The sequence below is a fragment of the Xanthobacter autotrophicus genome, assembly GCF_030015065.1.
GTDB lineage: Bacteria > Pseudomonadota > Alphaproteobacteria > Rhizobiales > Xanthobacteraceae > Xanthobacter > Xanthobacter autotrophicus_D.
This window is the reverse complement of sequence record NZ_JAIVFN010000475.1, coordinates 1-422: the sequence shown is the minus strand read 5'-3', so window position 1 is coordinate 422 and position 422 is coordinate 1. Positions and strand designations below refer to the sequence as shown.

The window sequence follows — 422 nt, the reverse complement described above, 5'->3', positions numbered from 1 at the left end:
ACTCCAGGGTCACCAGACCCTGATCCTTCTTCACCGTGTCGCCGACGGCGACCAACACTTCGATCACCGGCACATCGCTGTAATCGCCGATGTCGGGAACCTTGACTTCAATCGTGGCCATGGTGGGTTTTCCTCGTGCCCGCCCGGCGGCGCCGGCGGGCTGTCACTGCATCTGTTCACGCGGCCGCGCCAGGGGCTGCGGCCGCACGGTGGGGGCGAAGCGGTGCCTTACAGCAGCACGCGGCGCATGTCGGCCAGTACCTGCGACAGGTACGTGGTGAAGCGTGCGGCCAGTGCGCCGTCGATGACGCGGTGGTCGTAGCTCAGCGACAGCGGCAGCATCAGCTTCGGTGCGAATTCCTTGCCGTTCCAGACCGGCTGGATGGACGACTTGGAGACGCCGAGGATGGCCACTTCCGGTG

At 65.9% G+C, this 422-nt stretch carries 2 protein-coding genes; both read right to left on the bottom strand.

Going from position 1 to position 422, the window contains the following annotated elements:
• Positions 1 to 121 (bottom strand): biotin/lipoyl-containing protein (locus tag K9U40_RS24110; protein WP_282892570.1); only part of this gene is annotated, 121 nt, incomplete at its 3' end.
• Between the two features lie 107 nt (positions 122 to 228).
• On the bottom strand, positions 229 to 422 hold a 194-nt coding region (locus tag K9U40_RS24105; protein WP_282892569.1), incomplete at its 5' end, for a 2-oxo acid dehydrogenase subunit E2.